We start from the raw sequence: 6,401 nt of genomic DNA, 5'->3' as shown, positions 1-6,401 counted from the left end.
GTTTTCGGGGTTCACTTCAAGATTCTGCAAGGTTTTTCTTTTATTTGGAGCGGGATAGCCAATTAAATTTTAGGAAACATTATTCAATTGAGGATATATCTAAAATTAGATTAAATTCAAAAGATAGTTAACTTAATAATAGGTAATATTTTTAATAACGGTGATGAAAATTTTCTTCTTGGCTGCTTTTTGCCCCTCCCAAAAGCAGAATCAATTTTTCTGTGTCGTAAGACGTACCGTGTGATGCTTTAAGGTATAAAATAACACCTAATGAAATTCGCTTTCTTGAATAAAAGGTTCTTAATTTTATTATTTTATCCAAGAGCGCAGTGACAATCCGTATCACTACTACTCCTGATAAGTACTTCACAGCATAAATTATAGCTTCCATTCTATTTTTCAAATTAATTTCTTCTAACATTCCCCCACAATTACGAAATTGAACATCCACGTTTTGTAATTTAAATCGATATTCTTCTTCACAATAATAAATAACATCTTCTCCCCTATTTACTAATTCTTTAACAACTTCAATTGTAGGATTAATATGACCTTCCGCTGGAAAATTTATAACTACTGATTTTGACATGAAAAATCTCTCCATTATCAACTTCAGTGTTAAAGGTTAGGTCATTAAATAATAACTGTAGAGATAGAGGCGCTCGTATAACTTTCTTTGTTTTATTTTCCCCATAAAAAACTCCCTCAAATTAGTAGATTATTTCTAATAATTTGAGGGAGTGCATATCGTAAAAAAACGTTTTGAAATCTCCAATAAATTTTTAATCAGTAAAGTACGTTTTGGTAATTTTAATAATTTGCTTATTCACATCTTGTTCATAAACACCACCATGATAACAGATAACTTTTTGAATATCAAAATTAGTTAATTTGATTAGAGAATGATATGCCATTCTAATATTTGGTGTGTTCATTTCATTCGGACCCATAAGTTTCCCGCCCCGAATTACCATAGCGTCACCTGCAATCAACGTTTTTGTTTGGGGATAATATAGTGATATATGCCCAGGTGTATGACCTGGCGTATGAATCACTATCATTCCACCAGCATTCTTTAATTTTGTACCATCTTCTAATAGACAATCAATACGATTTTCCATTGTAGAAAAGCCTTCAGCGAAAGAGTGAAGCATAGCAGGAAGCCCCTTTATAAGAGTATGCTTTCCTGTAATGTAATCTTTATCTTCCTTGTGGGCGTATACTTTGATACTTGGAATTTTTTCTAGCAAATCTGATAAACTGCCAATATGATTAATGTCTTGATGAGTAAGAACAATACCTGTTAACTTTTCAATTGGAAACCCTAAATTTTTCATTTGTATTTTAATATCAGAATACACGTTAGGCATCCCCGTATCTACTAGAATAAGTTCTTTGCCACTTGATATCAAAGTAAGTGTAAGATCCCATTTTCCACCTGGAAATTCGGGTACAAGTAAAGTCAAATTTAAGGGAATAATAGCTGTTTTATTTATCATTCTGATTGCCTATGAATCACTTTTCAAAAATACAAAATAACGAATAGGCACACCTCCTTTTTTTGTATTAATGCTGGATATTATGAAAGAATTCCTCTAATTTCTCATCTGCACGGTCAGAAAAAAACAAATCTAAGTTAGCTTGAGTTATGGCTGCCATTTCTCCGGCATATGCAAACATTTTTGCTTCATAGATTCTAATTGCATCCTCCAAAGTAGAATGATTAATAATAGAAAGTGCTAGTTCAGTGCCATCCAGCATAGCCAAATTTGCGCCAGCACCAGCAAAAGGCGACATTAAATGTGCTGCATCCCCGATAAGCGTGACTCCAGGTTTATGTTCCCATCGATGATGCACAGGGAGCATATAGATTCTCCTAGGAAGTATTTCTCCATTTGCATCTAAAATATACTTTTTCAAATCCTCTGACCAATCATCAAAGTATTTCAATAATTCTCTCTTAGCATTCTCTGGTTCATGAAAGGCAATGTCACATTCATCTAAAAAATTGTAACTTGTTTTGAACCCTAAATAGACACGAATTCTATTGTCACCGTTTACCTGAGCCATAAGTGTCTTATTGTCACCCATTGCAAACATGGAGCCACTGCCATTAAATTTTAAAATGTCTGGATGCTGGTCAGCGACATTCTTTATACTTAATTCAATCATACTAATACCGGAGTAGTTAGCACTTGCTTGACTAACTAGAGGTCTAATTTTTGAAAAAGCACCATCAGCTGCAATGACCAAATCCACAGTAATTTTTTCTCCGTGTTCGAATTGAAGTTCATATTGATTTTTTGCCACTGGGACAGCCTGAATTAACCTATAGCCCCATTGAACAGAATTCGGGTGTAGAGAATTTAACAGCAAATCTCTCAAATCAGCCCGGTCAATTTCGGGTCTGGAGTAATCCTCATTATTTTGAAAATCATTTTTGTAGCGTAGGTGTCCATGCTTATTCATAATCTTTAACACTTGCCCTTCATAACGACAAACTTTTTCAAATTCTTTCATCAGCCCGGCCACTTGTAGAGCCTTTTGCCCTGTATGTGTTTCCAAATCAAGTGTTCCCCCTTGAGACCGTTCAGTAGGCGAAGATTCACGTTCATAAATTAAAGGTTCAAATCCTGCTTGCTGTAAAATACGAGCAAGTGTTAATCCACCTGGACCAGCTCCAATAATGGCAATTCGCTTTTTTGAGTTGTACATAATGGTAGCTCCTTTTTTATTTAGTAATGAGCAATACTAGCTTTAGTACTAATATATGTTTTGAATGTAAACTCAATGTAAACTCCATATGCTACTCATCTTCTACTATATTTTTATTAAAAAAACAGTGCCATTTACTTCATTCTGCTTTCATTTGTTTAACACTCTCGTTTTAAACAAATGTGAATTGATACAAATAAAAATATTAATATAAGAAAAAAGGCATTCTCATGAGTGCCTTTTTTTAGTATCCGAATCCGCCGCCCCAACAACTACATCCAATAATAATTAACTGGATAAATAGAACAATCAGTAAAGCAAAGTCACCGTAAGAACCGTCGTAACTCATAGTTCTCCCCTTTTAATTAGGGGTCTCAATAATGAATCAATTTTTGATTTAATGGGTTCCCTTTACCTTATGTTTTTAAGAATTAATTGGGCTGCTCCTTTTAAAAATAATAAACGCCCTAGAATAAAAAATATCCCTTTGGAGGAACAAATCTAAAGGGATAATATCATAACTTTTTTAGAAATATCATGATTTTATTTTAAACAACTCATCTTTTTTATAAGCATCGTAACTTTATGCCAAATCCACACTAGCAAATATATATTATGAAACATTTCTCTCCATGCTTCTTGTATAAAGAAAAGGCACCCTAGGGTGCCTTCCTCCAACTTGAACCACCATACTTTTAATAACATCTCTTTTAAAAATCACAAATATATCTTCAATCTTTCATATATCATTTTAACATATTTATACATAAGTGATATTGATAAAAAGTAAATATACATTAAGTTTGTTCTTATATTTTTAATTTATTGTATTTTTGTAGAAATTTTTAGGAATATACCACTTGTATTTACGTTAAGAAGTTTTAACCCATATTTATAAGAGTCTTAGGAGGCTACTTGTTATGTCTAGTAATTTTAATATGAACTATAATTATTACGAAAGGAGTGTTGAAATCTTAGAATTATTGAGTAGTTCCATTCGTTTATTAATTGCGCGTGAATTGATTATAAGTGGCACTTTGACAATTTCTCATTTAAGTGCTGCAATACATATTTCAGAAAATGAAATTTTACAACACGTACAAAAACTTACTAAGGGTAAGGCTATCACTAGTGAACGTAAAGGTACACAGATTTATTGTAGAATAGAGGATCAAAAAGTTATTGATATTATCAATTTATTAGTAATATCCCGTTAGTTTTTATAAGAGGGCTTTAAAAAAGTTTGAAGTGGAACACTGAGAAGCTCTTTTGGCAAGGTGAACCTTGTATGCAGGGACCGAATGGCTTAGTTTTCACACGCTATTTTCTTCCTGCAACCTTCACACGGTTGAGCAAGAAGCATTCTTTCGGTAAATCCGTTCCATTCATATTATTGATTAGATATTATGAATTATTTTCTTTTTGATTGGTTTAAATATTTATTCCAATTAATTTACCATGTACATCTAAACGAACGTATACTTCCATTTTTAAAAGGTGAACATTGTATAAACGTTCTTTATATGTCGATATTTCAAAGTGTTTCTCATTTAATTCACACTCTAGAATAATCATATCTCCATGTTCTCTCCAATTTACTAATTTAGCAGTTGTAATCATGTATAATCCTCCTCTAAATTATCCTATGAAAAACAATAGAGACAAGTGTGAGAAATGAGTTTATAAAAAGAAAAGACACTATAGGATGTCTTTATTCAACATAAACAATCTTAATTAAAATACTGTGCATGATATGACTAATCCAACATTAAACCGCAAAAATATGTTCTGAAAGTGTTTTATATAAGTTCCCAAAAGGCCTCATCTTCTATAACAAAAAAGTTTTCATTGTTCCTTTTATAATCCGACCTTGTTAATACTAAAGAATCAGGTATAGAATTATAGCCATGAATTCTTCTATTTGTACATATAATATTCTTTATATCGTTCGAAATTCGATTTTTTTGTTTGTGTTGATATTGCGGGTGATTTTATTGATTTAGATGCTGCTACTTGCTTTGGCATTTGCAATATGCCACGTTTCTTGAGTTCTCTATACAAACTACTCACATTGCATCTCAGTTTTTTGGCGATAGTTGGATATTCTTCTCCTTGATTAAATAATTGTACTGCTTTTTTACATTTTATATCCCATGTTGCTTCTGTCGTTTGAAATTTTTGAGTTTGTTTTTTAGCTATATTTTTTTCTAATTTGATACACTCTCTTTCTATTTTGCACCGTTTGGCACTATACTGTTCTACTTCTACTTGAAGCTCACAACGCTCCTCCTGTAAACGTATCATTTGTACCTTTTTCGCAATTTCTCTCATGTTGCTCTCACCTCATTTCGTTTAATGAATTCTACCAGTACTTGAATCCCTCTGTGTTATTTGTATCTCAGTCAATGCCTATAAGTAGGCTATTGATGCTCACATTTATCCTGATGACAGCTTTTAATTCACTATTTACGCAAACTACTTACATGAAATTTTAGTTAGTGTACAATCTTTAACTTAGATCCTTCAATTCTTAACTAAAGAGCTCGGCGACAAATATGATTCCACTCCATTTTTATTTTTCATTTCGAGTCCTATTCATCGAAAATTAATCCTCCAATTTATCTCATCAAAATGGTTCTATATGCCTGAATTTTCCGTTTTTACTTCCGTACAAATGTTAATGATATGATAAAATAATAAATGAAAAAGAGTATAGATTTAAAAGAAGCCAATTAGATTAAAATTGGCTTTCTTCTTGTTAACAACTACAACATAACGCTCTTTAAATTTTTATTAGCTGTGAGTTTTGAAGAAAAACTAAATTGGTTCCATTTTTACATAATTGTAAACTACAGTAAATTGATAATGTAAATACAGAATATTCTGCATTTAACACCCATCTATACACATCAACAAAATCAATATTTTCTTGCTTATAAATTAGTGAGATAACCTCTACGAATATTGAATAAAATAGATGTGGCTGTTCCATTCAATATCTGTTCTATTATAAAAATCATCTACTGTCTAAACCTTTTGTTTTAAATTACAAATATATATCTTAAATCTCTAAAAGATTACATAAGATTTCTAGGATACAATAGTTATCATGCAACTTTCAATGTAATACAAACCTTGAATCAATAAAAGATTCAAGGTAAATATGCCTTTGTTTTCTATAATGATTTAATCAGCTAATTTTTCAATTGTAGGCATAACAGCAATTGGTGGTAATGATGCAGTCCAACCTACTGCATATACATTTAATTTTTCACCTAATTTGTATTTTTCGGCATTGGAAATAGGAACTCTTAAAATCTTATTCTGAGAAACTAACTCCCACCAATCATTTTGATAAGCAAGTGCTTCCTCCTTTGTAGAAGTGGAAGCAATTACTAAATAATTGTTATCTACCGAGATAACATATCCTGTAAAAGGCTCTTGTTCTTGGTTTTGAATAGAATGAACAGGCTTGCTACTTACAGAATTCTGATTAGAATCTGCAAAAACTGGTGATAATCCGAAAGTAAATCCACATCCTAATGTTAAAGCTGTTACACTCGTTACTAATCTTTGTTTTTTGGTAAACATAATATAAATCCCCCTTTTATTTTATCCCTACACTCCCCACATTCTATTTACATATAAATAAAGCCTTTTAATATTAAGATATTTAACAAAGTTGT

The 6,401-nt window shown here is 31.7% G+C and carries 8 protein-coding genes; 1 reads left to right on the top strand and 7 read right to left on the bottom strand.

What is annotated here, in order from left to right:
• Positions 1 to 151: 151 nt before the first annotated feature.
• The 4 genes from COK05_RS32120 to COK05_RS27720 form a co-directional block, all read right to left on the bottom strand.
• Positions 152 to 589: a hypothetical protein gene (locus tag COK05_RS32120; protein WP_306482859.1), complete on the bottom strand. Its 438-nt coding sequence runs from the start codon at positions 587 to 589 to the stop codon at positions 152 to 154.
• A gap of 193 nt (positions 590 to 782) precedes the next feature.
• Positions 783 to 1,499, bottom strand: coding sequence for an MBL fold metallo-hydrolase (locus tag COK05_RS27730; RefSeq protein WP_098615094.1), 717 nt, complete (start codon positions 1,497 to 1,499; stop codon positions 783 to 785).
• A 67-nt stretch (positions 1,500 to 1,566) separates the two neighbouring features.
• Positions 1,567 to 2,715, bottom strand: coding sequence for an FAD-dependent oxidoreductase (locus tag COK05_RS27725; RefSeq protein ID WP_098615093.1), 1,149 nt, complete (start codon positions 2,713 to 2,715; stop codon positions 1,567 to 1,569).
• 244 nt (positions 2,716 to 2,959) lie between these two features.
• Positions 2,960 to 3,064, bottom strand: coding sequence for a YjcZ family sporulation protein (locus tag COK05_RS27720; RefSeq protein WP_098615092.1), 105 nt, complete (start codon positions 3,062 to 3,064; stop codon positions 2,960 to 2,962).
• Between the two features lie 571 nt (positions 3,065 to 3,635).
• On the opposite strand from COK05_RS27720, the gene COK05_RS27715 reads away from it, so the two are divergent.
• Entirely contained in the window at positions 3,636 to 3,932 is a 297-nt protein-coding gene (locus COK05_RS27715; RefSeq protein WP_098615091.1) for an ArsR/SmtB family transcription factor, read from the top strand.
• A 214-nt stretch (positions 3,933 to 4,146) separates the two neighbouring features.
• On the opposite strand, the gene COK05_RS27710 is transcribed toward COK05_RS27715, so the two are convergent.
• The 3 genes from COK05_RS27710 to COK05_RS27700 form a co-directional block, all read right to left on the bottom strand.
• Entirely contained in the window at positions 4,147 to 4,335 is a 189-nt protein-coding gene (locus COK05_RS27710; RefSeq protein WP_098615090.1) for a hypothetical protein, read from the bottom strand.
• Between the two features lie 297 nt (positions 4,336 to 4,632).
• Positions 4,633 to 5,046 carry a hypothetical protein gene (locus COK05_RS27705; protein WP_098615089.1) on the bottom strand — a complete coding sequence of 138 codons (414 nt, stop codon included), beginning with the start codon at positions 5,044 to 5,046 and terminating at the stop codon, positions 4,633 to 4,635.
• 855 nt (positions 5,047 to 5,901) lie between these two features.
• Entirely contained in the window at positions 5,902 to 6,306 is a 405-nt protein-coding gene (locus tag COK05_RS27700) for a DUF3221 domain-containing protein (protein WP_098615088.1), read from the bottom strand.
• Between the last annotated feature and the right edge of the window lie 95 nt (positions 6,307 to 6,401).

Source organism: Bacillus cereus (genome assembly GCF_002567495.1).
GTDB lineage: Bacteria > Bacillota > Bacilli > Bacillales > Bacillaceae_G > Bacillus_A > Bacillus_A cereus_AQ.
The sequence above is the reverse complement of the archived record's forward strand: the minus strand, read 5'-3'. Positions and strand labels throughout refer to the sequence as shown.